Here is a 25,230-nt window from a genome sequence, read left to right on the forward strand (position 1 = left end):
CAGAGCAACGTGGGCCCGCAACTACAGAAGCGGCGAGAACAGGCGCGCGATCGAATCACCCAGCCGGGGCAAAAAGCGCTGCTTGCGGCGCGAAGCCACCTGCTTGGAACGCATCAGATCGGTGTTGAACTGGTCCTGCAGCCGGGCGTTCAGCTCCGGCCCGTAGCCAATCGCACACACCTCGTAGTTCAGGCGAAAACTTCGGTTGTCAAAGTTGGCCGTGCCGATGATGGTCAGGTTGTCATCGACCACCAAGGTCTTGGAGTGCAGCATGCGCGCGCTGTATTCGTAGACCTTGGCGCCGGCGCTGATCAGCTCCTCGTAGTACGAGCGGGCAGCGGCCGTCACAAAGATGGAGTCCGATTTCTCCGGCACCAGCAGCCGCACATCGACGCCGCGCAGCGCGGCGCTGGTCAGCGCATACATGGCCGGCTCGGTTGGCACAAAGTAAGGCGTGGTCAGCCAGACCCGCACGGTGGCTGACTGGATGGCGGCCACATGGGCGCGGTGGATGGGCTCGGTCGGGTTGTCCGGGCCTGAGCTCACCAGCTGCATCGCGTGGCGGCCATCGGGCATATCGGGCAGCAGCAAGTCCAGGTTGGCAGGCATGTCCTGGGCCGACTTCTCCAGCGCATAGGCCCAGTCTTCCAAGAAGGTGGTCTGCAGCCAGGTGACGATGGGCCCCGCCATGCGCAGGTGCACATCGTGGTAGGCGTTGGTGTTGACGCGGCGGTCTTCTTCGTCGGTGATATTGACGCCGCCGGTAAAGCCGATCTGGCCATCTACCACCAGGATCTTGCGGTGGCTGCGGAAGTTGATTACCGGGCGCAGACGCCTGCCGATGCGAGTGGGGTGGAACACCGCAAACTCGCCGCCCGCTGCCAGCAAGGGCGCGATGAACTTGCGGTTGACGCGCTTGGAGCCCAGCGCATCGACCAGCATGCGCACCTTAACCCCCGCTTTGGCCCGCTCGACCAGCGCATCGCGCAGGCGCGTGCCGGTCTGGTCGGGCTCGAAAATATAGTATTCCAGATGCACATGGTGGCGGGCCTGTGCGACGTCTTCCAGAATGCGGTCAAAGGTGGCCGCGCCGCCGCTGAGCAACTCCACACTTTCGGCCGAGGTGATCGGGAAGCCGCAGGTGGCCTCGACCAGCTTGACCATCTCGCGCAGCTGGGCCGGGGCCTCGGGCTGGCCGTCGCGGATGCGGCGCGTGGTCTCGCGCACATGGTTTTTGTTGCGGGCGCGCAGGCGTTTGATGCGCTGGCGCTTCATGCGCTGCGGGCCGATGAAGTAGTAGACGATCAGCCCCACCACGGGCAAGGAGCCCATGGACAGCAGCCAGCCCAAGGTGGCCACCGGCGCGCGGCGCTGCATCAGAATCCAGATACCCACCACCCCGAGGTAAATCGGCCAGATCACGGACAGCACCGCGAAGATATTTTCCTTGGTCAGATACGGAGAGAGGGACGCCACAGCAGCGCGCTCCTGTTGAGGGGACTGCCCAGTGTAGCCTGCCACCGTGACAGCCCGGCGCAAAAAAACAGCCGCATGGTGAACTGACCCCAAGAAGTTGGACAGTTGGAAGCTAGGGACTGAAGGCCTGAATCCGGTATTGCACCGGACTCAGGCCTTTTAGTTTTAGCTTGATGCGTTGGTGATTGTAGTAATGGATGTAGTGGTGAAGACCTTCTTGAAGCTGCGCCACACTGCTGAACTTGTTGAGGTGGAAGAACTCGGACTTCAAGGTTCCGAAGAAGCTCTCCATCGCTGCGTTATCCAAGCAATTGCCCCGACGTGACATGCTTTGCACCAGGCCATGATCGGCCAGCAAGCGGCGATAGGCACGACTTTGGTACTGCCAGCCCTGGTCGGAATGCAGCAATGGTTTTTCCTCCCTGCCCAGCTTGCCTAGCGCCTTGCGCAACATGTCACCCACCATCTTCAAGCGCGGTTGCGTATTCATCTGATAGCTCACCACCTCGCCATTGAATAGATCCATGACAGGCGACAGGTATAGCTTTTTACCCAAGACGTTGAACTCTGTCACGTCCGTCACCCATTTCTGGTTAGGCTGCTCGGCCATGAACTGGCGCTGCAACACATTGGCCACGTCCGCGTGCTGCCCGGCGCGATAGGAGCGATATTTCTTGGGCCGAACCAGGGACTTCATCCCCATTACCTGCATCAGGCGCTGCACGCTCTTGTGGTTCACATGACAGCCATTGCGCTTGAGTTCAAGCGCAATACGCCGATAGCCATAGCGTCCTTTGTGAAGCTCGTAGACAGATCGGATCTGAGCCTTGAGCTCAGCGTATTTGTCGCCTCTCCTGTGCACTTGAGCCTGGTAATAGAAGGTGCTGCGCGCCAGCTTACCTGCCCGCAGCAAGTCCTTGAGGTCGTGATCTGGCCTTAGCTCAAGCACTATCCGCGCTTTTTCTGCGCAGCTTGTTTTTTCGCCTGAACCAAGGCCTCCAATTTTTTTAGGTACGCCACCTCCGCGCGCAGGTACTTCACCTCTTTGAGCAAATCTGCGTGCGAACGCGTGTCGTCCGCAGACATAACTGCTTGTGCCTGTGCGGGCTTGGCTGTGGGTGGGTTTGGCATCTTCTTGGAGCGTCCTCTTGGCCGGGGTGCAAGTGCTTGCGGCCCACCGTCGTGATATTGCAGCTCCCAGGCGCTGATGACACCCGTGCCACCCCGGATATCAAACAAGGTAATCGTCTCTCGTGCAGACAGATCATCTCGCCACATCCGCTGCAACACTGCCAGTTTGAAGTCAGCGCTGTAGCGACTGAACTTCTTGCGCAACCCTGATAGGCCATGCTGCTGGTAGCTCTTTACCCAACGTCGCACTGTCGCTTGGTCGAGACCGTGAGCATGGGCCAGTGCTCTGAACCCATGCTGCCCCTGCACGTAGCCCTGGACAACTTCCAGCTTGTAACTCTCGTCGTACTTCGCCATGAAAAACACCCCAAAGGTTGGATTGATGTCCAACTTTTGGGGTGCAGTTCATGGAGCGGCTGTTTCTGTCCTCAAGGCGCAGGGGCCTCAATCGGCGGCGACTTCCTCTTCAGGCTCGGCCGGCTCTTGCTTGGCGCGCTCCTTCTTGGGCAGCGGCTGGATGTCGAGCATCACCTCGGGCTTGTCGGCGTTGCTGTCGTCCCAGTCGACGCTCAGGCGCCCGCCATCGGTCAGGCGGCCAAACAGCAGCTCGTCGGCCAGCGACCGGCGGATCGTGTCCTGGATCAGGCGCTGCATCGGCCGCGCACCCATCAGCGGATCGAAGCCGGTCTTGGCCAGGTGCTTGCGCAGCTTGTCGCTGAACGTGACCTCGACCTTCTTCTCGGCCAGTTGCTGCTCGAGCTGGAGCAGGAACTTGTCGACCACACGCAGAATGACCTGTTCGTCGAGCGGCTTGAAGCTGACGATGGCATCCAGCCGGTTGCGGAACTCGGGCGTGAACAGGCGCTTGATGTCGCCCATCTCGTCGCCCGCCGCACGCGGGTTGGTAAAGCCAATGACGGCCTTGTTCATCGTCTCGGCGCCCGCATTGGTGGTCATGATGATGATCACATTGCGGAAGTCGGCCTTGCGTCCATTGTTATCGGTCAAGGTGCCGTGGTCCATCACCTGCAGCAGCACATTGAAGATATCCGGATGCGCCTTCTCGATTTCGTCGAGCAGCAGCACCGCATGGGGCTTCTTGGTCACCGCCTCGGTCAGCAGGCCGCCCTGGTCGAAACCGACATAGCCCGGAGGCGCACCGATCAGGCGCGAAACCGCATGGCGCTCCATGTACTCGGACATGTCAAAGCGGATCAGGTCGATGCCCAGGATGTAGGCCAGCTGCTTGGCCGCTTCGGTCTTGCCCACACCCGTGGGGCCCGAGAACAGGAACGAACCAATCGGTTTGTCGACCTTGCCCAGGCCAGAGCGCGCCATCTTGACGGCCGAGGATAGCACTTCGAGCGCCTTGTCCTGGCCAAAGACCACGCTTCGCAGGTCACGCTCCAGGGTCTGCAGCTTGCCGCGGTCGTCATTGCTGACGTTGGCCGGCGGAATGCGGGCAATCTTGGCGACGATCTCTTCGATCTCGGTCTTGCCGATGGTTTTCTTGCGCTTCGAGGGCGCCAGAATGCGCTGCGCGGCACCAGCCTCATCGATCACATCGATCGCCTTGTCGGGCAGATGGCGGTCATTGATGAACTTGGCCGACAGCTCAGCGGCTGCCTGCAAAGCGGCCACCGCGTACTTGACGTTGTGGTGCTCTTCGAAGCGCGACTTCAGGCCCTTCAGAATATCGATGGTTTCGGGCACGGTCGGCTCGACCACATCGACCTTCTGGAAGCGGCGAGAGAGCGCTGCATCTTTTTCGAAGATGCCGCGGTACTCGGTGAACGTGGTTGCGCCAATGCACTTGAGCTGGCCGCTCGACAGCGCCGGCTTGAGCAGGTTGGACGCATCCAGCGTGCCGCCCGAGGCCGCACCGGCACCGATCAGGGTGTGGATCTCGTCAATGAACAAGATCGCATGGGGCTTGTCCTTCAAGGCCTTGAGCACGCCTTTCAGACGCTGCTCAAAATCACCGCGGTACTTGGTGCCCGCCAACAGCGAGCCCATGTCCAGCGAGTAGACCGTGGCCTCGGCCAGCACTTCGGGCACATCTTCTTGCGTGATGCGCCATGCCAGGCCCTCGGCAATCGCCGTCTTGCCCACGCCGGCCTCACCCACCAGCAGCGGGTTGTTCTTGCGGCGGCGGCACAGGATCTGGATCGTGCGCTCGACCTCGTACTGGCGGCCGATCAGCGGATCGATCTTGCCGTCCTTGGCCTGCTGGTTCAGGTTGACGGTGAATTGCTCCAGCGGCGAGGCCTTTTCAGCGCGCTCGGCGCTGTTGCTGCCCACCTCTTCCGCATCCGAGCTGGACTCGGACTTGGGCAGCTCGGGCGTGTCGTTCTTCTTGATGCCATGGGCGATGTAGTTGACCACATCGAGGCGCGTGACGCCCTGCTGGTGCAGGTAGTACACGGCATGCGAGTCCTTTTCGCCAAAAATGGCCACCAGCACATTAGCGCCGGTCACTTCCTTCTTGCCATTGCCGGTGCTTTGCACATGCATGATGGCGCGCTGGATCACGCGCTGGAAACCCAAGGTAGGCTGGGTGTCCACTTCGTCTTCACCGGCCACCTGCGGGGCATTGTCCTTGATGAAATTGGTCAGCGACGCGCGCAGATCGTCGATATTGGCAGAGCATGCGCGCAACACCTCGGAAGCACTCGGGTTGTCCAGCAAGGCCAGCAGCAAATGCTCCACGGTGATGAATTCATGGCGCTGCTGCCTGGCTTCGACAAAAGCCATGTGCAAGCTGACTTCCAGTTCCTGAGCAATCATTTGAAACTCCTTTATTGCTTGCCAAATACACTCAACTTGCTTCTAGATGAGGACCAGATTCCGTTATTCAACAGGCTCCGATACGGCTTGAAGCGGGTGACCCGCTCCGTTGGCGGCATCCATCACCTGCGCCACCTTGGTTTCGGCGATTTCATGCGAGTACACCCCGCAGACACCTTTCCCATCCAGGTGGATCTTCAGCATGATCTGCGTGGCCGCCTCCCGGCTCTTGCCAAAAAAATGCTGCAGTACCTCAATCACAAACTCCATCGGCGTGAAATCATCGTTGAGCATGACCACCTGGTACATCTTCGGTGGCTCCACCCGCTGGGCGATGCGCTCGACCACCAGCGCCCCGCCGCCGTCCTCCGGGGGCTGGGGCGTTGCAGGCAGATTCGGCGAGGGAGGAACAACAGGTTTCGTGGCCATTGAGATCATTCTATAAGGCTAAATTTCCACATGGACAAAGATGGTGATGCTTTTATGAACTTCAATACGGCGGCACCAGCAACCGCTGGTCCAGCCGTTTTTCAGCCCGGGCACAATTGCTCTTAGGCCATGCTTTCGTAAACGATTTTGATGGCTTCGTGGCCCGCTTCCTGGGACCAGGCCGCCATGGCCTGGTCGCTGGGGAAAAAGCGTGCGGCGTCGCCCAGGTTGAGTTCCACCCCGGCCCGCGCCTGGCCCTGGCCGCAGACGACGCCCAGGCGAATCTTGAGGCCGTGGCGCAGCACGCCCTCGTCGGTGTGCTCCTCGACAGCGGGAAACTCCTGAATCAGCCGCGCAACATCGGGCTGGTGGCGGTCGGTGTTGACCAGCAGATAGCGGCCAAAACGGGCACGCGCATCGGCCAGGCCCCAGACATGCTGCGCCTTAGCGCGCAGCCCGCCGCTGAAGTGGTCCTGCCCGATACGGGCGCTCAGAATGACGAATTCATCGTCCTTGAGCTGCTCCTTGTGGCGGTTCCAGGTGGCCTCATCCAGCGATCCCTCGATGACACCGGACTTGTCGTCGATCTTGAACAGCACCAGCTTGCCGCGCTGGCCGTTGATGACGCGCATGTCGCTGATGATGCCCGCCACCGTCTGGGGCTCGCGGCTGTCCTTGAGCTGGGAGATGGGGGTGCGCACAAACTGGCGCACCTCCAGCTCCACCTCGTCAAACAAATGGCCCGAGAGGTAGAAACCGATGGCGGTCTTCTCCTGCACCAGGCGCTCCTTGATGCCCCAGGGCAGCACATCGGCCAGTGGCGGCTCCTGCGTGCTCGAGCCCACGGCGTCATCGCCCATCATGTCAAACAGGCCGCCCTGGTTGGCGTTGGCATGGGTGGTGGCGGCAAATTCAAAGGCTACGTCGACCGATTCGATCAGCGCGCGGCGGTTGAGCTGGATGCTGTCAAAGGCACCGCCCTTGATCAGCGCCTCGACCGTGCGCTTGTTGAGCTTGCTGCGGTCCACGCGCAGGCAGAAGTCGAACAGGCTCTTGAACGGGCCCTTGGTATCGCCCTGCGGCCCTGTGCCCTTACCTTCGCGCGCAGCCACAATGGCCTCGATGGCGGCCTGGCCAGTGCCCTTGATGGCGCCCAGCCCATAGCGGATCACCTTGTCGGTCACCGGCTCGAAGCGGTGGTGGCCCCGGTTCACATCGGGCATCTCAAAGGTCACGCCCATTTTCAGCGCGTCCTCGTACAGCACCTTGAGCTTGTCGGTGTTGTCCATTTCCACGGTCATATTGCCGCAGTAGAACTCGGCCGTGTAGTGCACCTTGAGCCAGCCGGTATGGTAGGCCAGCAGCGAGTAGGCCGCGGCGTGCGACTTGTTGAAGCCGTAGCCGGCAAACTTCTCCATCAAATCGAACACTTCGTCGGCCTTGGCCTCGTCGATGCCGATCTTGGAGGCCCCTTCGCGGAAGGTGGCGCGGTGCTGCACCATCTCCTCGACCTTTTTCTTGCCCATCGCGCGGCGCAGCAAGTCGGCGCCGCCCAGGCTGTAGCCGCCCAGCACCTGGGCGGTCTGCATCACCTGCTCCTGGTAGACCATGATGCCGTAGGTCTCGGACAGCACCTTCTCGACCAGCGGATGCGGGTACTCCACCACTTCCTTGCCGTGCTTGCGCGCCACAAAGCTGGGGATCAGGTCCATCGGGCCCGGCCGGTAGAGCGCGTTCAGCGCGATCAGGTCTTCCAGGCGGCTGGGCTTGGCTTCCTTGAGCATCTGCTGCATGCCGCGCGATTCAAACTGGAACACGGCTTCGGTCTTGCCGGCCGAAAAGAGCTGGTAGGTGCGGGCGTCGTCGAGCGGAATCTCTTCGAACTTGAAGTTCTCCTGCCCCTTGTGGCGCTTGATGATGAATTCGCGCGCGATCTCCAGAATCGTCAAGGTCGCCAGGCCCAAGAAGTCGAACTTGACCAGGCCCACGGCCTCGACGTCGTCCTTGTCATACATGGCCACCGCCGAGGTGCTGCCCGGCTGCTGGTAGAGCGGGCAAAAATCGGTCAGCTTGCCCGGCGCAATCACCACGCCCCCTGCGTGCATGCCGATGTTGCGGGTCATGCCTTCGAGCTTCTGGGCCATCTCGATCAGGGTCTTGACGTCCTCTTCCTTCTCGATGCGCTCGGCCAGGATCGGCTCTTCCTTGATCGCATAGGTGTACTTGTCGCCGTCCTTCGGAGGATTGGGCGGGTACTTCAAGGTCACATGCAGGCCCGGCTTGTTTGGGATCAGCTTGGAGATGCCATCGCAAAAGCCATAGCTCATATCCAGCGCGCGGCCCACGTCGCGGATCGCCGCACGCGCGGCCATCGTGCCGAAAGTCGCAATCTGGCTCACCGCATTGCGGCCGTAGAGGTCCTTCACATAGTCGATCACCCGGTCCCGGTTGGCCTGGCAAAAGTCCACGTCAAAGTCGGGCATCGAGACGCGCTCTGGGTTCAGAAAGCGCTCGAACAGCAGGTTGTAGTGGATCGGGTCCAGATCGGTGATCTTGAGCACATAGGCCACCAGCGAGCCCGCCCCCGATCCCCGGCCCGGCCCCACCGGGCAGCCATTGTTCTTGGCCCAGTTGATAAAGTCCGCCACGATCAGGAAGTAGCCGGGAAAACCCATCTTCAAGATGATGCCCAGCTCGAACTCCAGCCGCTCGACATACTTGGCCCGCTCGGCCTCGCGCTTGGCCGCGTTGGGAAACAGCAGCTGCAGGCGCTCCTCCAGCCCGTCGAACGAGGCCTTGCGGAAATACGCGTCAATCGGCATGCCATTGGGCGTGGGGAAATCGGGCAGGAAGTACTTGCCCAGCTGCAGGGTGACGCTGCAGCGGCGGGCGATCTCGGCGGTATTGGCAATCGCGCTGGGCAGATCGGCGAACAGGGCCTCCATCTCGGCAGCAGATTTCAGGTACTGGTCGCGGGTAAAGCGCTTGACGCGCTTTTTATTGCCCAGGGTCTCGCCCTCGGCAATACAGACGCGGGCTTCGTGCGATTCAAAATCGGTAGGCTTGGTGAACTGCACCGGGTGCGTGGCCACGACTGGCAGTTTGAGATTGGCAGCCAGCGCGACCGCAGCGGCCACATGGCTTTCGTCATCGGCGCGGCCAGCGCGCTGCAGCTCGATATAGAAACGGTGCGGGAACAGCCCCGCCAGGCGCAGTGCCACGCCCCGGGCGGTCTTTTCATCCCCACGCATCAGCGCCTGGCCGACGGGGCCGGCCTGGGCGCCCGACAGCAGGATCAGGCCGTCTGACAGCTCCTCCAGCCAGGCCCAGGTGCACTGCGGCTGCGCTTTGATGGTGTCGGCCATCCAGATACGCGCCAGCAGTTCCGACAGGTTCAGGTAGCCCTGCTGGCTCTGGATCAGCACGATGATGCGCGACAGCGGCCCGCCTGCCACCTCAGGCTCCAAGGTCAGCTCGGCGCCCAGAAGGGGTTTGACACCTGCGCCGCGCCCGGCTTTGTAAAACTTGATGGCGCCAAACAGGCTGTTCAAATCGGTGAGCGCCATCGCCGGCTGGCTATCACCCGCAGCAAACTTGATCAAATCGCCCACGCGATTGGTGCTGTCGATGATGGAAAACTCGGAATGGATGCGAAGGTGTACGAACATATCCCTGCATTGTAGGAAAGCCGCAGCACCGCCGCTGCAAACCATGGCATATCCGGCGCGGAATGTTACACAGCCCTACAGGCGACAAGTCCGGCTCTGCGGCAGCGGGCTGCGCGCCGATTACAATGGCCCAGATCAGAGGGCGCGGCACGGGCTGCCCCGCTGCGTGGCGGGCTTTGCCGCCCCACGCAGTTTTTCAGCTTTCCGTCCATGGATTTCAAGCCAAAAATGCTGTTTGCGTACCCCAAATCGAAGGTTCCCGCTATCGCTTCTGTAGCACTTGCCGCGTTGCTGGCAGGCTGTTCATCGACCGATGTGGATCCCACCGCCGGCTGGAGCCCGAACAAGATTTATTCGGAAGCGCGTGACGAGGCGTCGTCCGGCTCGTTCGACAAGGCCATTCCGCTGTATGAAAAGCTCGAAGGCCGTGCCGCTGGCACCGCGATGGCGCAGCAAGCCCAGCTGGAAAAGGCCTATTCCCAGTACAAGAGCGGTGAAAAGGCCCAGGCCATTGCCACGTTGGACCGCTTTGTCAAGCTCCACCCCGCCAGCGAAGGCGTGGACTATGCGCTCTACCTCAAGGGCCTGGTGAACTTCAACGAAAACCTGGGTCTTTTCTCCTGGGTGTCCAAGCAGGACCTGTCCGAGCGCGACCAGAAGGCCGCCAAGGATTCGTTCGAATCGTTCCGTGAGCTGACCACGCGCTTTCCCGAGTCCAAGTACGCGCCCGACGCTGAAAAGCGCATGCGCTACATCGTCAACTCGCTGGCTCAGTACGAAGTGCACGTCGCCCGCTACTACTACGAGCGCGGCGCCTATGTGGCCGCCGTCAACCGCGCGCAAGCCGCTATTGCCGACTACAAGGAAGTGCCTGCACAAGAGGACGCGCTCTACATCCTGATGCTGTCCTACGAGCGCCTGAACATGGCCGACATGGCCGCCGACACCAAGCGCGTGCTGGAAGCGAGCTACCCCAACACCCGCCTACTGGCCAATGGCTTCCGCAAGGAAGAGCGCCCCTGGTGGAAGATGTGGTGATGCTACGCGCCTGAGGCGCGTGATTAGATAGCCAAGCGGCTGCTGCGGGTCACCACTTGCAGCAGCCGTTTTCTTACGGCCGGAGCTCTTTTTCTGCCAAGGTTTGCAAAAACGCCGGCAAGGCTGCGTCATCCAGACTGGGCAGCGGCGGCAGCGCCGCCAGCAAGGCCGCGCCATAGCTGCGGCTGTGCAGGCGTTCATCGGCGATCACCACCACACCCTGGTCGCTGGCAGACCGAATCAGCCGCCCAACGCCCTGGCGCAGCTGCATCGCCGTTTGCGGCAGGACATAGCGCTCGAAAGCATCCCGGCCCGCAGCCCGCAGCGCCTGCACGCGCGCTGCATGCAGAACATCATGGCGCGGCGGAAACGGCAGTTTGTCGATCACCAGGAGCTGCAGCGCCTCGCCAGGCAGATCGACCCCCTCCCACAGGCCCAGGGTGCCCACCAGCACGCGGCCGGTATTGCCGCCGGGCGCCGTGCGCATGGCCTGCAGCAGGCTGCGCTTGGGCTGCTCGCCCTGCTGCAGCACGGTGATGGCCTGGCCCTGCAGGCCCTGGCGCAAGGCCTGGGCCAAGGCCTGCATGGCAGCCGTTGATGTGCACAGCACCATGCAGCGCCCGCCCAGCGCCTTCAGATGAGGCAGCAGCCACTGGGCCAGTGCCTGCGCGCGCTCGGCCGCCGGTGCATCCGTGCCGGGCAGGCCCTGGGGCACCACGAGCCGGGCCTGTTGGCCCCAGTCGAAATGGCTGCGCAAGCGCAGGCTGGCGAGCAAGAGCGCATCACCAGTCTCACTGTTATCGCTGCTGTCACTGCGCAAGCCCAGGCCCTGGGCAAACCAGGTCAGCGCCGCATCATCGCCCAAGGTGGCCGAGGTAAACAGCCAGCGCTGCACGCCCTGACCCAGCCAGCTGCTGGCCTGCACCTGGGGGCCCAGCGCCTGCAGCGCCTGCCACAGCCACAGGGGCGACTCCCGAAAGCCCTGGCGCCAGGCATAGCGCCCATGGGCCTGCAGGTCGCCCGCCTGGCCCGCGCGCACATAACCGGGGGAATCCCACCAGCGCACCCGGTCCTGGCCGCCGCCCTGGGCCCACTGGCGCAAGGCCTGCAGCATCACATCGCCCTGGCCTGCCAGCTGGGCCACTGCGGCCGCACTGCCGGCCACCCCTTGCAAGGCGGCGACCAGGGCCGATAGCAGGTTGTGCAGGTTGACCAGCGCCTGGCGGCCTGTGGTGCGGCTTGCCGCATCGGTGAGGGCATCGGCGGGGCCCAGCAAGCGCTGCTCGGCCCCCATCCACTGCACCAAGGCCTGCTGCACCTGCTGCAGCAGGGCATGCCAGGGCGCAAAGCCGCGTGCATGCAGGCTGGTCTCGCGCTCCACCGTCTGGAGGTAGTCGCGCATATCGCCCACATTCAGGCCCTTGGCCAGCACTTTGAGGCCAATGGCCTGCAGCTGGTGGGCCTCGTCCATCACCATGGTCTGCGCCAGCGGCACAAAGCCGTGTCTCACCCCCAGCATCTGGCGGTGGCGCAGCTCGCTGAAAAACAGATGGTGGTTGATCACCAGAATATCGGCCTGCGCGGCGCGGGCCCGGGCCTGGTTGGAAAAGCAGCGCTCAAAGTGGCTGCAGCGCTGGCCCAGGCATTCGTCATGGCTGGCCGTGATGTGCGGCACGAGGCTGGTCAGATGGCTGATATCGTCCAGCTCGGACAGATCACCCCCTTGCGTGCTCTGCGCCCAGCGCTCTACCTGGGCCAACGCCCCCGCATGCTGGCCTTGCAGCTTGCTGCGCGCCTGCTCCAGGCCCAATAGGCACACATAGTTCTCCCGCCCCTTGAGCACGGCCACCTTGCGCTGCAGGCCCTGGTGGGCCAGCAGCGCCGGGATGTCACGGTCTACGAGCTGGTCCTGCAGCGCCCGGGTGGCGGTGCTAACCACAAAGCGCTCCTGGCGGGCCAAGGCCGCTATCAGATAGGCATAGGTCTTGCCAGTGCCCGTGGGCGCCTCGATCGCCACCCGCTGGCCCTGGGCCCAGGCCGCCTCGATGGCCGCGATCATCTGCTCCTGCTGCGGACGCAGGCGCAGCGGGGCATCAATGGCAAGGGCGGGAGGACGGGGCATCGGTGAAGAGTGGTTTCGCGGGCATCGCAGTCTAGCGCGTTCGACGCCCTGCCCCGGCTTGCGCTTGCCCAACGGCCCCAGACGTTGGTATACAAACATCGGTTGGCAGCATCACCCCGCATGCTTTGGCGCCCCGCCGGGCAATCTGCTCTATGATTCCTCCTTCGTCACCCCACTTGCCCACCACCCCCTCGCGCATGAGCACCAGCTACCGACTCTCTGCCGCTACCGGCCTCCACAAAGGCGACCGGCCCTACCAGCAGGACCAGGTCATCATGCTCGCCCACCCGCGCGCCAAGGGCTGCGTGCTGGCCGTGGTGGCCGATGGCATGGGCGGGCGCAGCGGCGGGCGTGCAGCATCGGACCAGGTGATGCTGACAGCCAAGCAGGTGTTCGAGCGCTACTCGCCAGAGACCGACAACGCCGAAGAAATGCTCGGCAACCTGGTGCGCGAAGCCCATTTGCTGATCCGCCTGGTGGCCATTGCGGCCGAGCAAGAGCCCCACAGCACTATTGCGGCTTTTCTGATTTTGCCCAACGGCGCTTGCGCCTGGGTGCATTCGGGCGATTCGCGCATCTTCCATTTCCGTGACGGGCAGCTGCTCTACCAGACCAGTGACCATTCCTATGTGCAGACCCTGGTCGACCAGGGCCAGATCACGCTGGAAGAAGCACGCTACCACCCGCAATCGAATATCTTGCTGCACTGCCTGGGCACGGCCGATGACCCGCCTTTGATCCACCACCGCATCCCCATGCTCAAGCAAGGCGATGTGCTCTTGGCCTGCAGTGACGGTATATGGCATTACTTCTCGCCCGATGAGCTGTCATCGATCACACGCCTGCTCTCGCCGCGCGAAGCCAGCCAGTTCCTCATCGAGCGCGCCCGCATGCGCGCTTCGGGCTCGGGCGACAATATGTCGCTGGCCATCGTCAAGGTCGAGCCGCTGCCGGCAGAGGCGACCCAGGCCGTCGTGCCCGGCAGCAAACGCGCCAAGGCCAAGCCACCGGTGCGCAGTTAAAGCGGTTAAGCCGATGCGTTTAAAAGCAAAAGCCTCGCAGTCCTAAACCGCGAGGCTTTTTGTTGTGTCTAGAGTCGCTTAGAAGCCAGGCATCACCGCACCCTTGAACTGGGTGTCGACAAACTTGCGAATCTCCTCGCTGTGGTATGCCTTGACCAGCTTGGCCACCCAGGGCTGGTTCTTGTCCGCTTCGCGGATCACCAGAATATTCACATAGGGGTTCTTGGCGTTTTCAACCACGATGGCGTCGGACTTGGGGTTCAGACCCGCCGAGATCGCGAAATTGGTGTTGATCGCAGCGGCGTCCAGGTCATCGAGCGAGCGCGGCAGCTGGGCGGCGTCCAGCTCGACAAAGCGCAGCTTCTTGGGGTTCTCGACCACATCCAGCGGCGTGGCCTTGAGACCGGCGCTGTCTTTCAACTTGATCAGGCCATTGGCCTGCAGCAGCAGCAATACGCGGCCACCATTGGTCGGGTCATTGGGCAGGCCAAAGCGCGCGCCTTCCTTCAACTCCTCGATCTTCTTGATCTTCTTGGAGTAGATGCCGATCGGGAAATTGACGGTGTCGGCGGCGGCCACAAACTTGTAGCCACGGTCCTTGATCTGGGCGTCCAGATAGGGCTTGTGCTGGTAGCTGTTGGCATCGAGCTCACCGGACTGCAGCGCGGCATTGGGCTGGATGTAGTCGCTGAACTCGATGACCTTGATCTTCAGGCCGTCTTTTTCGGCGATCTTCTTGACCTGCTCCATGATCTGGCCATGCGGGCCAGCGGTCACACCGATCTTGATTTCCTTGTCTTGTGCGACTGCGGCGCCAGAGACACCGGCGGCCAAAGCCAGGGCCAGCACGGATTGCAGCAATGTACGTTTTTGCACGGGAGCGATACCTTTTCAAATGCGATACCGAACTGTACGCCCGATTTTGCAACGCAACAAAGAACTTTTTGCCATTTGCTTACAACCCGCCGGCCGCTGTCGGGGCGCGTTTTACTCCGGCCGCAGTGCGACGTTGTTGAGCTTGTCGAGGCGCTCGGGCCAGTTGCCGTTCCTGGCGTGCTGCTGCAGGATGCGGGTCCAGGCGACCCAGGCATCCCATTGCACGCGCTTATCCCAGGCATTGCCCCATTGGCTGAAACACTGCAGCGCGCTGTCGGCAGCGGCCAGCGCATCGGCCTCGCGCCCGGCGCTCAGGTAGAGCTGGGCCAGCACCATCTGCGGCTCACCCACCCAGGGGTTGAGCTGCACGGCCTGCTCCAGCACGCCGGTGGCCACATCCAGGTCCGTGAGCGGCTGGTCCTGCTGGATCACCGACCAGTAGAGCGACGCGGCCGCCGCATCGGCCGATGGACTCAGACCCTGGGTGCAGTTGGCAAACACCGGCGGCGTGGGCAGCAGACCCTGCAAGGCCGGGTGCTGCAAGGCCAGGCCCAGGCTGGCAATCTGCGACAGCATGCGGCCGCTGGGGCGCATCGGGCCGGGCCAGAGCGAGGCCATCCAGTGCGCCTTTTGCGGGCGCTGGGGCACCTGCGGGAAGCTGGAGAAAATATCGTCCTGCCAGCTGAACCACTGCTCGATGGTGTCGGCCATGCTGACGATGATGAAGGCGGCTACGGTATAGGGCGCAACCCGGCGCGGCGCGCCCTTGTGGTCCAGCAGCACGGCGCCATCGGGCTCGATGGCCCCAGCGAGCACCTTCTGCACAAACTGGGCGCGCGAGAGAATGCAGAACTCGTAGACCAGCTGCTCGGCAGGCTCGCCCACCAGCGCGGCGAGCTGGCTGCGCTCGCTGCTGGCATCGAACTTGACCAGGTCGACAAAGGCATTGCCGTAGACACTGTGCAGCAGGCCCAGCAGCTTGACATCTTCCGGTTGCTGCCACAGCTGCAAGGTCCGCGTCACCCCCAGCAAATGGTGGCGAAAGGTGCCGGCCTTGTGCCAGTCCTGACCCACATCGCGGGCCAGCACCACCGGCAAGGCCCGCGCCAGTGCCGGGTGGGCGTGGATCCAGTTCTCATCGAGCAAGGGCTTGGCCCGCAGCCATTGCGCGGGATCCAGCGCCTGCAGTGGCAGGGCATGTGCGGTGGCAGTGGCCGTGGCGGTGGGCAAGGCGGCATTCATGGCAGTCTCCAAGGCGTGGGCAATGCGCCATTGTAGGCAGCGCCCAGAGCGCGCAATGCCCTTGGGTGACAGCCGCGGCTGGCCCCAAGCAAAAAGCCCATGGGCAGGGCACATGGGCTTTGGACGGGCAAGCGTTTGCGCCAGCGGATTATTTGTGGCTCAGGCGCCGCACCGCCCAGTCACCCAGGCTTTGCACCAGCTGCACAAAGATGATCAGGATGACCACCACCGCCAGCATGATGTCCGGCAAAAAGCGCTGGTAGCCATAGCGGATACCCAGATCGCCCAGACCGCCGCCGCCAATGGCGCCGGCCATGGCCGAGTAGCCGGTCAGCGACACAAAGCTGATGGTCAGGCCCGCGACGATGCCGGGCAGCGCCTCGGGCAGCAGCACCTTCCAGACGATTTGCCAGGAGGTCGCACCCATGGCCTGGGCCGCTTCGACGAGGCCATGGTCCACTTCACGCAGCGAGGTCTCCACCAGGCGGGCGATAAAAGGCGCAGCGGCCAGGGTCAGCGGCACAATGGCCGCGGCCGTGCCGATGGACGAGCCGGTGATAAAGCGGGTGAACGGGATGATGGCGACCAGCAAGATGATGAAGGGTGTCGAGCGCACGGCATTCACCAGCCAGCCGACGATCTTGTTGGCAGCGCCGTTTTGCAAGATGCCGCCATGGTCTGTCAGGCGCAGAAACACACCCAGCGGAATGCCGATCAGCGCACCGGCCACGCCGGAGATGCCCACCATGATCAGCGTCTCCCACAAGGATGTGGCAAACAGCTGCAGCATCATTTCAGAAAAATTCTCAAACATCGATGACCTCTTTGCGGGTGTTAAGCGGCCGAGGCCTCGGTATTGACTTCCTGCACCATCACGCCCGAGGCGCGCAGCGCTTCCACAGCGGCATGGAGCTGGGCCAGATCACCGCTGGCGTAGACCGCCAGGAAGCCGAAGGTCTGGTCCTGGATCTCATCGACCTGGCCGTTGAGGATGCTCACATCCAGGCCAAAGTCACGGATCAGGCGCGAGAGGATGGGCTGGTAGGCGAGGTTGCCAGCATAGGACAAGCGCAGCAGCTTGCCCTGGCCGCTGGAGAGCGCACCATTGAGGCTGCGCACGCGGTCGATGACGCTGGCGGGCAACTCCTGGGGCACGATCTCGTCGATCAGGCTCTTGGTGATGGGTTGCTGGGGACGGGTGAAGACCTCGATGACCGAGCCCATCTCGACGACCTTGCCGGCCTCCATCACCGCCACGCGGTCGGCGATCTGCTTGACCACCTGCATCTGGTGCGTGATCAGCACCACCGTCAAACCCATGTCCTTGTTGATCTGCTTGAGCAGGGCCAGCACCGAGCGCGTGGTTTCCGGGTCCAGCGCCGAGGTCGCCTCGTCGCTCAGCAGCACCTTGGGCTCGCTGGTCAGCGCGCGGGCAATGCCCACGCGCTGCTTTTGGCCGCCCGACAGCTGCGCGGGGTAGCGGTCACTCAGCGCTGCCAGGCCCACCAGGTCCAGGAGCGGGTCCACGCGCTTTTTGATGGCAGCCTTGCTCATGCCTGCCAGCTCCAGCGGCAGCGCGGCATTGTCAAACACCGTGCGCGAGGACAGCAGGTTGAAGTGCTGGAACACCATGCCGATCTCACGGCGCGCAGCACGCAGCTGCGCATCGTCCATCGCCGTCAGCTCCTTGCCATTGACCACCACCTGGCCAGTGGTGGGGCGGTTGAGCAGGTTGATATTGCGCACCAGGGAGCTCTTGCCCGCACCACTGCGTCCGATGATGCCAAACACTTCACCAGCGGCAATGCTCAGATCGACACCGCGCAGCGCATGGACCGGGCCGTTTTTGCCCGGGTAGGTTTGGGTGATACCCCGTAGTTCAATCATTGGAATAAAGAAAGCGCCCTGCAGCTTGAGGCGGGCGCTCGAAAAACCGTGAATAGCCGTACTGTAAGCGATGCGACAGACAGCCGCAAAGAACGAAATTTTAGTTCTTTACAACCGCCGGTTATTTCACTAGGTCTTTTTTGTCATCAAAAAGCAGATAACGCAAGAATTCCTAGCGTGGCGGGTTCTGGCTCTCGCGCAAAATGCGGGCCACCGCATCGGCCACTGCCTCACGGATGGTGCTGTCAATCTCCAGTTGCAGCGACGATTGCAGCAAGGCCGTCTGCTGCTCCACCACCTTCAGCACGGCAGCCGACAGGCGCGTGTCCAAGGTCTCCTGCACGCGCCGGGTGACGCGGCGGGTGATCGCGTCTTCGAGCGCCTGCGCCGTCTCGGCTGCGGACTCGACCAGGTGGCTGGTCGCATCCGACACGGCCATGCCCTCGCCGCCCAGCGCGTTTTGCACCAGGCCGGGGTTGCCCTGGCCATCGCTGTCATCCACCACCGCCCCAGCGCCTGCGGGCGGCAAGGCGGCCGCTGGGCCTACGCCCTGCACCAAGCTCGGAAGGCTGTTGCTGTCCGCTGCAGGCGGATTGGGGGCGGCAACAGCTTGCGCGCTGCTGCCCAATGGCAATGCTGCATCTGCCTGCTGCGCCCAGCCGCTGTGGGTGGGCAGGTCGGCAATATCGGCAGCGGGCTGCGCCCAGGCGCCCGAGGCCGGCACATCCGCATCGCGGCGCCTGCGCAGCACATCCACGCCAGCCGGTGTGCTGTCGGGCGCGCCCGCGGCAGCCCCGCCGGGCACCACCTGGGGCAGCGCGTCCGCGGCGTCCTGTGCGGCTTCCTCGGTCAAGGTGGGCACAAACTTGGGAGGGATTCTGGACTCGGTCATGGCTCAGTCCTCCGACTTCATCACCAGATCGCGGCGCTCGATGGCATAGCCCATGGCGGCGTAGGCGCGCCAGCGCACCCTCGCCTGCTGCCGGTCCTGCTCATCGTCGGCACTGACCACCTCGATCACCCGCTCAAAGCGGGTAACGTCAGCGGGCATCTCCGAGCCCAGGTTCAGCAGCACGCGGGTATGCGGCAGGTTATCGGCCAGCTCACTCAGCAGCACCGTGGGCGAGCGCTCAAGCACCTGCGGCGCGGCATCCCCCCGGCAGTGGGCCAGAAACTGGCTGGCACCACCAAAGGACCACAGCGCCTCGTCGAGTTGGGCCACCATGGCCGGCTCGCCGAGCACCACCAGCGGAATATCCATGCGCTGGAGCTTGCGCGCCAGCTTGCAGGCATAGGCCAGCTTGCTGGGCGCGTTGAAGTGAAAGGCTACCGTCGTGGAGGTCGTCATAAGGCAGGCTGTGCTTATTGGGCGTCCGCCTTGTCAGCGCCGTCCACATTGACCGCCGCCTTGCCCGGCTTGGCCGCTGCGGCAGGCTTGTCCGCCTTGCTGGCCTTGGCGGGCTTGACCGTCTTGGCTTGTTCGGCAGGTGCTGCGCCTTGGGCGCTGCCAAGCAGGTACTGCAGCAGCAAGCCCACCGGGCGGCCGGTGGCGCCCTTCTTGGCGCCGCTGCGCCAGGCGGTGCCGGCGATATCCAAGTGCGCCCAGGCCATGCTGCCGACAAAGCGCTGCAGGAACTTGGCGGCCGTGATGGCGCCGGCCGGCCGGCCGCCGACATTGGCCACATCGGCAAAGTTGGTCTTCAGGCCTTCGGCGTATTCGTCATCGAGCGGCATGCGCCAGCAGGTATCTTGCGCCTGCTCGCCAGCGGCTTGCAAGGCCTGGGCCAGCGCATCGTTGTTCGAGAACAGGCCGCTGCGCTGGGCGCCCAGCGCAATCACGCAGGCACCGGTCAAGGTGGCGATATCGACCACGGCGCTGGGCGAGAAGCGCTCGGCATAGGTCAGCGCATCGCAGAGCACCAGACGGCCTTCGGCGTCGGTGTTCAGGATTTCGATGGTCTGGCCGCTCATGCTGGTGACCACATCACCGGGCTTGACCGCGCCGCCATCGGGCATGTTTTCGCAGGCCGGGATCAGGCCGACCACATTGATCTCGGGCTTCAACTCAGCCAGCGCACGGAAGGTGCCCAGCACGCTGGCAGCGCCCCCCATGTCGTACTTCATCTCGTCCATGTCGCCCGCAGGCTTGATGGAGATGCCACCGGTATCAAAGGTGATGCCCTTGCCCACCAGCACCACCGGTTGGCGGTCCTTGTCGGCGCCGTGGTAATGCAGCTCGATAAAGCGCAGCGGCTCCTTGGAGCCCTGGGCCACGGCGATGAAGGCGCCCATGCCCAGCTTGGCCACGTCCTCGGGCTTGTGGATCTTGCACTTGATGCGCTTGTGCTCTTCGGCCAGCGATTCGGCCGCATCGGCCAGCAGCTTGGGCGTGGCGTAGTTCGCAGGGCGGTTGGCCCATTCGCGGGCAAAGGCCACGCCCTGGGCGGTGGCCTTGGCCACCTCAAACGCCTGCTCCAGCTCAGGAGCATTGGGCGCGCCCAGCACCACGGACTTGAGCGCCACGGCCTTGGCCGATGGCTTGGTGGTGCGGTAGAGGTAGGCGCTGTCTGCCAGGCATTGCAGCAATGCGTGCAGCGAAGCAGCGTCAAGCGGCTGGGCGCTCACAACAGCTGCGCGCTCGATGCCCTCACGCGTCAGTGGAGCGGAAGCAGCCGCCAGCGCCTGGCGCACGGCCTGGGGGGAACCATCGCCAATGCCCAGCAGCAACAAATGCCGGGCTTCGATGGCGGGCACCGCATACATGGCCAGCAACTTGCCGGTTTTTGCCTCAAAATCACCATTTTTCTGCGCGTGCGCAATCAGGGTGGACAATGCATCACTGGTTTTGGGCTGCTTGTCAGCCACCAACACGATCAGCAGGTCGCCAGACTGCAATGCGGCCGAAGCCAAATCCAGAGTTTTGAGTTCAAAGTTCATAATCGGTGCTTTCCTTCTCGCCAATGTTATTCGATTCCTCGATCCGTAAAGAGCTATCCCGCAGCTTTGGTGCCACCTTGGTGGTGCTGGTGACTGTGGTGATGACGATGATGCTCATCAAAGTGCTGGGCCAGGCCTCGCGTGGCAGCGTCAACCCTTCCGATGTGTTGCTGGTGATGGGCTACACCGTGCTGGGCCAGTTGCCCACCATTTTGAGCCTCTGCCTGTTCATTGCGGTGGTGGCGACTTTGTCGCGCATGTACCGCGACAGTGAAATGGCCGTGTGGTTCAGCAGTGGTCAAAGTCTGGTCAGCTTTCTGCGCCCGCTGATGCGCTTTTCCTGGCCCATCATGGTCGTCATTGCGGTGCTGGCCTTGCTGGTATGGCCCTGGGCCAACCAGCAGATTGTGCAGCTTCGCGCGCAATATGAACAGCGCGGAGATGTCGACCGCATCGCGCCTGGGGAATTCCAGGAGTCGTCCGACGGCTCGCGCGTGTTCTTCATCGACCGCGACCGCAACTCGGACCTCGAGGCGAGCAATGTCTTCATCGTCACCAACGAAGAGAAGAAGGACACTGTGACCAGCGCCAAGAGCGCCCACCTCGAAGTGCAGGAAAACGCCCGCGTTGCCGTGCTCAATGACGGCCAGCGCATCGAGAAATCCAAGGACAATCCGGGCCTGAAGGTCAGCGACTTCAAGGAATACGGCACCCGCATCGGCAGCGCCGCCACGATTGACCCCAACGACATGGGCGCCGTGAAAAACATCCCCACGCGCGAGCTGATGGCCAGTGACCAGCCCCGCCTGCTGGGCGAGCTGGGTTACCGCCTGGGCCTGGCGATCGCCGCGATCAATTTTGTCGTGCTGGGCCTGGCCATGGCCAGCGTCAACCCGCGCGCGGGCCGCAGCAGCAGCCTGGTGTTCGCCCTGTTTGCCTTCATCGTCTATTACAACCTCATGACCTTTGCCCAGAACTGGGTGTCTTCGGGCAAAGCCTCGCTGCCGCTCTCCTTCGTGCTGATCCACGGCTTGACGGCCCTGCTCGCCTGGACCTTGCTGCTCAGCCGCAACCAGCAGTTCTCGCTGATGCAATGGGTACGCCGCAAGGGGAGCCGCGCATGAAGACCTTTCGCAAAATGATCTACCGGGACATCGCCTTGACCGTCGGCTTTGTCACCCTCGCCTTCCTGGCACTGTTCTTTTTCTTTGACCTGGTCGATGAGTTCCGCTGGATCGGCACCGGCACCTATGAGCTCAAGGATGCGCTGTTGAGCGTGGCGCTCAACATCCCCAACCACATCTACGAGCTGCTGCCCATCACCGTGCTGATCGGCACCATCTTTGTGATGGCGCGCATGGCGCAGACTTCCGAGTTCACCATTCTGCGCACCAGTGGCCTGGGCCCCTGGCAAGCGCTGGGCAGCCTGCTGAGCATTGGCCTGGCCTTTGTGGTGCTCACTTTTGCGATTGGCGACTATGTGGCGCCTGCCGGTGAGCAGGCCAGCCAGCTGGTGCGCGCACAGCGCTTTGGCCAGCTGAGCACGGGCCGCACCGGCGCCTGGCTGCGCGAGAAGCGCGAGGACGGCATGGCCGCGATCAATGTGCGCGCCATCTCGCCCGAAGGCGATCTGCAGCGCGTGCGGGTCTACAACTTCGACGACCAGGGCCGCATCCAGATGCAGCTCACGGCCGCCGGCGGCAAGTTTGGCAATGGCGTCTGGCACCTGCACCATATCCAGGAGCAACGCTATTACCTGGGCGACCAGCGCCAGGCACGGGTCGAGGTCAAGAACCTGGACACCATGGACTGGCCGACTGCGGTGACCAGCAGCATGGTGGCCGCGGCCGTGCTCAAGCCCGACCAGATGAGCACCTACGACCTCTTCCTCTACGTGAGCCATTTGCAGGCCAATGGCCAAAGCGCGCAGCGCTACGAGATCGAGCTGTGGCGCAAGGTGTTCTACCCCATCAGCTGCCTGGTGATGGTCGTGCTGGCGCTCCCCTTTGCCTACCTGCATTTCCGCTCGGGCGGCATCACGGGCTATGTGTTTGGCGGCGTGATGGCGGGCATCAGCTTCTTCCTGCTCAACAATGTGTTCGGCTTTGCCGGCAATCTGCAGAACTGGCACCCGATGCTGACCGCGGCGGCCCCCGGGCTGATCTACTCACTGCTGTCGCTGGGGGCCTTTGGCTGGCTGGTGCTGCGAAGGTAGCGGGGCCACGCGCCCCGCTCCACACCCAGGACGGCTCTACGCATCCTGAAGCACAAAGCCCTGCTGTCGCAGGGCTTTGTTTTGGGCCATGCCCATCACCCAGCGTTCGCCTCAGGCGTCTTCGTGCGGCAGCGCCAGCGCAGCTGCCATCTCCCGCACCAGATCGGTCTGGGAGATGATGCCCACCAGCTTGCCCTGCCGGTTGACTACCGGCACATGGTGCAGCTGGGCGCGCGAGAAGATCGCAATCAGGTCGACCATGCGGTCGTAGCTGCCCACCTTGGAGACCTCGGCGGTCATCAAGTCGCCCACCCGCTGGCCGCTGTCTTTCTTGCGCAGCACCCAGTGCTTGAGCTTGCTGCTGAGCGCGGTCGGTGTCGCCGTCAGCGCGTGGTTGAGCAGATCGGTGGCCGTGATGATGCCCACCACCCGCTGCGCGGCATCGACCACCGGCAAGGCCTTGACGCCATGCTGCTGCATGAGGGCCCAGGCGTCCTGGACGCTGCCCTCGGGCCGCGTGGCATGCACCGGGTGGGACATGACATCTTCGCAGCGCATATTGCCCAAGGTGCGTTTGAAGGCGGCCTGGCTTGCGCCCTGCAGCAGCGCTTCCAGATCGGCGCGGCTGACATCGAGCACGCCATTGAAGCGCTCCAGCGCCTCGTCCAGATCACTGCCCTCGATGCGCGCGCTCGAGGCGCGTGAGGGTTGTGCGGCCTGCGCCTTCTGGCTGTGCTGGGGTGCGGGGTAGCGCTTGCCGGTCATGCGGTTGTAGGCGGTGGCCAGCAGCACCAGAACGACCAGGTTCAGCGCCACCGGGTTGAGCAGCACCGATACATCGTGCCAGCCCTGAATCGCCATCCACATCGCCAACGCCGCGCCCGGCGGGTGCAGGCAGCGCAGCACCACCATCACCATGATGGCCAGGCCCACCGCCACAGCCGCTGCCAGCAGCGGATCGGGAAACACCAACACCGCCACCCAACCGGCCAGCGCCGACAGCATCGAGCCGCCAATCACCGGCCAGGGCTGCGCCATGGGGCTCGATGGCGTGCCGACCAGCAGCAAGGCACTCGCTCCCATCGCGGCAAACAGCCAGGGGCTGTGGTCATGCTGACCCCAGGTCTGGCTGGCCATGCCTGTGAGCCACAGCACCACCATTGCGCCCACGACCATGCGCGCCAGCTCCAGCCCATTGACATGCGCCGCTGATGGCAGAAAGTTGCGCAACCACAGCTGCAGCCGCGCGCGGCGGCTGACTGAGCCTGGCGCAGCATTTGCGGGTTGCGATGGGGGGCGTGCTGGAGACATGGCGAGACAGAAGGCGAGATCAAGGCTGGAGGTCTGTCATCATAATCAGACGCTGGACTACAGGCACAGCCGGTGCTGTCGCCCCTGCAGGCAGCATCGGCATCACGACCCCAGCATTTGGCGACAAATTGTCAGCATATGGCCGACAAAAGCTGCATTTCACAACGCAATTTGTCATCGGTACGACACAGTGTCGATAGAATCGGCGGTTTACTGTGACGGCCCTGACCATGCGCGATCGAATTGCTGTTTTGCCCCAATACCTGCTGCCCAAGAAATGGATGACCGCGCTGGCCGGCTCATTGGCGTCGGCAGAGCTGGGCGGCGCAACCACCCGCTTCATCCGCTGGTTTGTCGGCAAGTACCAGGTCAACATGGATGAAGCGGCGCAGCCTGATATTGCGCAGTACAAGAGCTTCAACGATTTCTTCACCCGCGAGCTGCGCGCAGGCGTGCGGCCGATGGCCCAGGCCGACCTGGTCTGCCCGGTCGATGGCGCCATCAGCCAGTGCGGCGCCATTGCGCAGGACCAGATCTTCCAGGCCAAGGGCCACAGCTACAGCACCACCGCGTTGCTCGGCGGCGATGCGCAGCTGGCCGCGCAGTTCAACAACGGCCAGTTCGCCACCATCTACCTCAGCCCGCGCGACTACCACCGCATCCACATGCCGCTGCGCGCCAAGCTGCAAAAGATGGTCTATGTGCCCGGGGACCTGTTCTCCGTCAACCCGCTGACCGCGCGGGGCGTGCCCGGGCTGTTTGCCCGCAACGAGCGCGTGGTCTGCGTGTTTGAATCGCGCATTGGCCCGGTCGTGATGGTGCTGGTGGGCGCGACCATTGTCGGCAGCATGTCCACCACCTGGCACGGCCAGGTCAATCCCCCCCGCACCCGCAAGGTGCGCAGCTGGGACTACCAGACCCAGCCGATTGTGCTCGAACAAGGCGATGAGATGGGCCGCTTTTTGCTGGGCTCGACCATCGTGCTGCTGCTGCCCGAAGGCAAAAGCGCCTTCAACGCCGACTGGGCCGCGGCCAAGCCAGTGCAACTGGGCGAGGCCATGGGGTCGTTCAGCCGCTAAGGCCCAGTAC

Annotated in this window: 19 protein-coding genes; 5 read left to right on the plus strand and 14 right to left on the minus strand. The window is 63.3% G+C overall.

What is annotated here, in order from left to right; genetic code table 11:
• Window positions 1-21 precede the first annotated feature (21 nt).
• From cls to dnaE, 5 genes are all read right to left on the minus strand, one after another.
• Window positions 22-1,476, minus strand: a complete 1,455-nt coding sequence (gene cls / locus F0Q04_RS14515; RefSeq protein ID WP_182341606.1) for a cardiolipin synthase — start codon at window positions 1,474-1,476, stop codon at window positions 22-24.
• Window positions 1,477-1,588: 112 nt separating this feature from the next.
• Window positions 1,589-2,964 (minus strand): IS3 family transposase gene (locus F0Q04_RS14520; RefSeq protein WP_182345607.1). Its coding sequence is split into 2 segments (ribosomal slippage): window positions 1,589-2,475 and window positions 2,475-2,964, totalling 1,377 coding nucleotides; the frame shifts between segments, so codons are not numbered across the junction.
• Between the two features lie 87 nt (window positions 2,965-3,051).
• A complete protein-coding gene (clpA, locus tag F0Q04_RS14525) occupies window positions 3,052-5,394 on the minus strand; it encodes an ATP-dependent Clp protease ATP-binding subunit ClpA (RefSeq protein WP_116923957.1) in 2,343 nt (780 codons plus the stop codon).
• A 63-nt stretch (window positions 5,395-5,457) separates the two neighbouring features.
• Window positions 5,458-5,832 (minus strand): ATP-dependent Clp protease adapter ClpS, encoded by a 375-nt coding sequence (gene clpS, locus F0Q04_RS14530; protein ID WP_021025816.1) that lies wholly within the window; start codon window positions 5,830-5,832, stop codon window positions 5,458-5,460.
• 113 nt (window positions 5,833-5,945) lie between these two features.
• Window positions 5,946-9,491, minus strand: a complete 3,546-nt coding sequence (gene dnaE, locus F0Q04_RS14535; protein ID WP_116923958.1) for a DNA polymerase III subunit alpha — start codon at window positions 9,489-9,491, stop codon at window positions 5,946-5,948.
• Between the two features lie 228 nt (window positions 9,492-9,719).
• On the opposite strand from dnaE, the gene F0Q04_RS14540 reads away from it, so the two are divergent.
• Window positions 9,720-10,529 carry an outer membrane protein assembly factor BamD gene (locus F0Q04_RS14540; RefSeq protein WP_116924449.1) on the plus strand — a complete coding sequence of 270 codons (810 nt, stop codon included), beginning with the start codon at window positions 9,720-9,722 and terminating at the stop codon, window positions 10,527-10,529.
• A gap of 73 nt (window positions 10,530-10,602) precedes the next feature.
• Here F0Q04_RS14540 and F0Q04_RS14545 read toward each other — a convergent pair whose 3' ends face one another.
• A complete protein-coding gene (locus F0Q04_RS14545) occupies window positions 10,603-12,651 on the minus strand; it encodes an ATP-dependent DNA helicase (protein WP_182341608.1) in 2,049 nt (682 codons plus the stop codon).
• Between the two features lie 197 nt (window positions 12,652-12,848).
• Between F0Q04_RS14545 and F0Q04_RS14550 the strand changes: the two genes are divergently transcribed.
• On the plus strand, window positions 12,849-13,673 hold the full coding sequence (locus F0Q04_RS14550) for a PP2C family protein-serine/threonine phosphatase (RefSeq protein ID WP_182341610.1): 825 nt from the start codon (window positions 12,849-12,851) through the stop codon (window positions 13,671-13,673).
• Window positions 13,674-13,751: 78 nt separating this feature from the next.
• Here the strand turns inward: F0Q04_RS14550 and F0Q04_RS14555 are convergent, their stop codons facing one another.
• The 7 genes from F0Q04_RS14555 to F0Q04_RS14585 all read right to left on the minus strand — a co-directional run bounded on the left by F0Q04_RS14555 (window position 13,752) and on the right by F0Q04_RS14585 (window position 20,615).
• On the minus strand, window positions 13,752-14,549 hold the full coding sequence (locus tag F0Q04_RS14555; RefSeq protein ID WP_027010639.1) for a MetQ/NlpA family ABC transporter substrate-binding protein: 798 nt from the start codon (window positions 14,547-14,549) through the stop codon (window positions 13,752-13,754).
• Window positions 14,550-14,660: 111 nt separating this feature from the next.
• A complete protein-coding gene (locus tag F0Q04_RS14560; protein ID WP_116924451.1) occupies window positions 14,661-15,791 on the minus strand; it encodes a DUF6817 domain-containing protein in 1,131 nt (376 codons plus the stop codon).
• A 148-nt stretch (window positions 15,792-15,939) separates the two neighbouring features.
• Window positions 15,940-16,605 carry a methionine ABC transporter permease gene (locus F0Q04_RS14565; RefSeq protein WP_021025822.1) on the minus strand — a complete coding sequence of 222 codons (666 nt, stop codon included), beginning with the start codon at window positions 16,603-16,605 and terminating at the stop codon, window positions 15,940-15,942.
• Window positions 16,606-16,625: 20 nt separating this feature from the next.
• Window positions 16,626-17,678, minus strand: a complete 1,053-nt coding sequence (locus tag F0Q04_RS14570; protein ID WP_182341613.1) for a methionine ABC transporter ATP-binding protein — start codon at window positions 17,676-17,678, stop codon at window positions 16,626-16,628.
• A gap of 172 nt (window positions 17,679-17,850) precedes the next feature.
• Complete coding sequence (locus F0Q04_RS14575) at window positions 17,851-18,570, minus strand: hypothetical protein (protein WP_182341616.1); 720 nt, start codon at window positions 18,568-18,570, stop codon at window positions 17,851-17,853.
• A 3-nt stretch (window positions 18,571-18,573) separates the two neighbouring features.
• Window positions 18,574-19,026, minus strand: a complete 453-nt coding sequence (locus F0Q04_RS14580) for a DNA polymerase III subunit chi (RefSeq protein WP_116923963.1) — start codon at window positions 19,024-19,026, stop codon at window positions 18,574-18,576.
• A 14-nt stretch (window positions 19,027-19,040) separates the two neighbouring features.
• Entirely contained in the window at window positions 19,041-20,615 is a 1,575-nt protein-coding gene (locus F0Q04_RS14585; protein WP_182341619.1) for a leucyl aminopeptidase, read from the minus strand.
• 23 nt (window positions 20,616-20,638) lie between these two features.
• Between F0Q04_RS14585 and lptF the strand changes: the two genes are divergently transcribed.
• Both lptF and lptG read left to right on the plus strand, forming a co-directional pair.
• Window positions 20,639-21,739 (plus strand): LPS export ABC transporter permease LptF, encoded by a 1,101-nt coding sequence (lptF, locus tag F0Q04_RS14590; RefSeq protein ID WP_116923965.1) that lies wholly within the window; start codon window positions 20,639-20,641, stop codon window positions 21,737-21,739.
• Window positions 21,736-22,830: an LPS export ABC transporter permease LptG gene (gene lptG / locus F0Q04_RS14595; RefSeq protein ID WP_182341622.1), complete on the plus strand. Its 1,095-nt coding sequence runs from the start codon at window positions 21,736-21,738 to the stop codon at window positions 22,828-22,830. Before lptF ends, lptG begins: the two co-directional genes overlap by 4 nt.
• Before the next feature lie 111 nt (window positions 22,831-22,941).
• Here lptG and F0Q04_RS14600 read toward each other — a convergent pair whose 3' ends face one another.
• On the minus strand, window positions 22,942-24,060 hold the full coding sequence (locus tag F0Q04_RS14600) for an HPP family protein (RefSeq protein WP_182341626.1): 1,119 nt from the start codon (window positions 24,058-24,060) through the stop codon (window positions 22,942-22,944).
• 311 nt (window positions 24,061-24,371) lie between these two features.
• Here F0Q04_RS14600 and asd point away from each other — a divergent pair, with 311 nt between their 5' ends.
• Window positions 24,372-25,220 (plus strand): archaetidylserine decarboxylase, encoded by an 849-nt coding sequence (asd, locus tag F0Q04_RS14605; protein ID WP_116923967.1) that lies wholly within the window; start codon window positions 24,372-24,374, stop codon window positions 25,218-25,220.
• Window positions 25,221-25,230 lie beyond the last annotated feature (10 nt).

The organism is Comamonas koreensis (assembly GCF_014076495.1).
Classification (GTDB): Bacteria; Pseudomonadota; Gammaproteobacteria; order Burkholderiales; family Burkholderiaceae_C; genus Comamonas; species Comamonas squillarum.

Coding starts and splice junctions, on each gene's coding strand:
- asd (WP_116923967.1), top strand. CDS start 24,372: ATGCGCGATCGAATTGCTGTTTTGCCCCAATACCTGCTGCCCAAGAAA.
- F0Q04_RS14580 (WP_116923963.1), bottom strand. CDS start 19,026: ATGACGACCTCCACGACGGTAGCCTTTCACTTCAACGCGCCCAGCAAG.
- F0Q04_RS14550 (WP_182341610.1), top strand. CDS start 12,849: ATGAGCACCAGCTACCGACTCTCTGCCGCTACCGGCCTCCACAAAGGC.
- dnaE (WP_116923958.1), bottom strand. CDS start 9,491: ATGTTCGTACACCTTCGCATCCATTCCGAGTTTTCCATCATCGACAGC.
- lptF (WP_116923965.1), top strand. CDS start 20,639: ATGTTATTCGATTCCTCGATCCGTAAAGAGCTATCCCGCAGCTTTGGT.
- F0Q04_RS14540 (WP_116924449.1), top strand. CDS start 9,720: ATGCTGTTTGCGTACCCCAAATCGAAGGTTCCCGCTATCGCTTCTGTA.
- F0Q04_RS14585 (WP_182341619.1), bottom strand. CDS start 20,615: ATGAACTTTGAACTCAAAACTCTGGATTTGGCTTCGGCCGCATTGCAG.
- F0Q04_RS14545 (WP_182341608.1), bottom strand. CDS start 12,651: ATGCCCCGTCCTCCCGCCCTTGCCATTGATGCCCCGCTGCGCCTGCGT.
- lptG (WP_182341622.1), top strand. CDS start 21,736: ATGAAGACCTTTCGCAAAATGATCTACCGGGACATCGCCTTGACCGTC.
- F0Q04_RS14575 (WP_182341616.1), bottom strand. CDS start 18,570: ATGACCGAGTCCAGAATCCCTCCCAAGTTTGTGCCCACCTTGACCGAG.
- clpS (WP_021025816.1), bottom strand. CDS start 5,832: ATGATCTCAATGGCCACGAAACCTGTTGTTCCTCCCTCGCCGAATCTG.
- F0Q04_RS14565 (WP_021025822.1), bottom strand. CDS start 16,605: ATGTTTGAGAATTTTTCTGAAATGATGCTGCAGCTGTTTGCCACATCC.
- F0Q04_RS14560 (WP_116924451.1), bottom strand. CDS start 15,791: ATGAATGCCGCCTTGCCCACCGCCACGGCCACTGCCACCGCACATGCC.
- clpA (WP_116923957.1), bottom strand. CDS start 5,394: ATGATTGCTCAGGAACTGGAAGTCAGCTTGCACATGGCTTTTGTCGAA.
- F0Q04_RS14570 (WP_182341613.1), bottom strand. CDS start 17,678: ATGATTGAACTACGGGGTATCACCCAAACCTACCCGGGCAAAAACGGC.